1 protein-coding gene is annotated in these 2,330 nt (G+C 42.1%); it reads left to right on the top strand.

The window, feature by feature from the left end:
• Positions 1 to 2,330 (top strand): efflux RND transporter permease subunit (locus V5N63_RS05410; protein WP_332033129.1); only part of this gene is annotated, 2,330 nt, incomplete at both ends.

The raw sequence follows: 2,330 nt of genomic DNA, 5'->3' as shown, positions 1-2,330 counted from the left end.
ATGGAGCTTCGTACCATTCAGGATTGGATTGTAAGACGACAACTTCTGGGTACAGAAGGTGTTGCTGATGTTGCAAGTTTTGGCGGAAACCTGAAGCAGTATGAAGTTGCAGTAAATCCTGCGCAACTTAAAGCGATGGGAGTGACGATGCAGGAGGTTTTCACCGCTCTGGAAAACAATAACCAGAATACTGGTGGTGCATATATTGAAAAAGGTCCTACAATTCTATACATCAGGACAGAAGGTTTGATGGGTAAAATCCATGACATCGAAAAAACAGTCGTAAAAAATCTTCCCGATGGAACACCTGTTTTAATTGAAAATATTGGAAAAGTGCAGTACGGAAAAGCCATCCGCTACGGCGCCATGACCTATAACGGAAAAAGTGAAGTTGCCGGCGCGGTGGTGATGATGATGAAGGGCGCCAATTCCAATAAAGTTATTGAAAATGTAAAAATCCGTATCGACGAAATCCGCAAAACCCTTCCTGAAGGAGTAATCATCGAACCTTTCCTCGACCGGACCAAGATGGTAAACAATGCGATCAGCACTGTTTCAAAAAACCTTTTGGAAGGAGCATTGATCGTAATTTTTGTCCTTGTGCTTTTCCTCGGAAATCTTAGAGCAGGATTTATCGTTTCGTCTGTCATTCCGCTTTCCATGCTTTTTGCGTTTATTATGATGAACATCTTCGGGGTTTCCGGAAATCTCATGAGTTTAGGCGCGCTGGATTTCGGCTTGATTGTGGATGGTGCTGTGATTATTGTGGAAGCCATTCTACACAGGCTTCATGGCCCAACGCTCGCCAACAAAAACTTCCTTACCGCAAAAGAAATGGACGAAACCGTGGAGAGTTCAGCTGGTAAAATGATGAATTCTGCGGTATTCGGACAGATTATTATTCTGATTGTTTACCTGCCGATTCTCACACTGGAAGGCGTGGAAGGTAAAATGTTCAAACCCATGGCGCAGACGGTGATTTTTGCACTTTTAGGTGCATTTATCCTGTCTTTAACTTATGTCCCGATGATGAGCGCGCTGTTTCTTTCCAAGAAAATTACTCATAAGAAAAATTATGCCGACCGGATGATGGACAAGCTTGAAGCGGTTTATGATAAAATTCTTAAGGTAGTTTTAAAATTTCAGAATCCCTTATTTTTCAGTGTTTTAGGACTTTTCTTTGTTTCGGTTTTTATCATGACTAAATTAGGTGGAGAATTTATTCCCACACTTCCCGAAGGCGATTTTGCCGTTGATACAAGGGTTTTACCGGGAAGTAACCTTAAAACTTCAACCGATGCAGTTTTAAAAAGTCAACAAATCCTGCTGAAAAAATTCCCTGAAATTGAAAAAATTGTAGGGAAAACCGGAAGCAGCGAAATACCCACCGATCCAATGCCGATCGATGCGAGCGACATGATGATTATCCTAAAACCACGTAAAGAATGGACTTCCGCAAAATCATATGACGAACTCGCCGAAAAAATGTCTGCAGAGCTGAAGAAAAATGTTGTGGGCGTTACCTATTCATTCCAATATCCGGTTAACATGAGGTTTAATGAACTGATGACCGGTGCAAGACAGGATGTTGTATGTAAAATTTTCGGTGATAATCTCGATTCATTAAAGATTTACGCTGAAAAACTGGGCGAAATTTCCAAGAAAATCGATGGAGCAGAAAATATTTATGTTGAACCAATTTCCGGAATGCCCCAGATTTTAATTGAATATAACCGCGCAGCACTTTCCCAATATGGATTAAGCATCGGTGAGGTCAATAAAATGGTAAATACCGCTTTTGCAGGCCAGAGCGCGGGTTCCGTTTTCGAAGAAGAGAAAAAATTTGATTTGGTAGTCCGTCTGGATGGGGAACTCAGGAAAAATCTCGAAGATGTAAAAAACCTTCTGATTCCCACGCCCACTGGTGTTGAAATTCCTTTAAGCGCAGTAGCTCAGGTGGAATTAAAGGAAAGTGTAAACCAGATCCAGCGCGAAGAAGCACACCGCCGAATCGTCGTTGGGTTCAATGTGAAAGGGCGCGACATTCAGTCGACCGTGCAGGATTTACAGCAAATGGTGGATAAGAATTTGAAACTTCCCGTAGGTTATACCATAAAATACGGCGGAACGTTCGAGAATCTTCAACAGGCGCAGCAACGGCTTGGTATTGCAGTTCCTATCAGTTTGGCTTTAATCCTTCTGATGCTTTATTTCGCCTTCAGTTCAGTGAAATATGGGTTGATTATTTTCACTACAATCCCACTTTCGGCTATTGGCGGAATTTTATCGCTTTGGCTGCGCGGAATGAACTTCAGTATTTCTGCAGGTGT

Source organism: Kaistella sp. (genome assembly GCF_032060305.1).
Taxonomy (GTDB): domain Bacteria; phylum Bacteroidota; class Bacteroidia; order Flavobacteriales; family Weeksellaceae; genus Kaistella; species Kaistella yananensis.
This window is presented reverse-complemented; position numbering and strand designations above follow the sequence as displayed.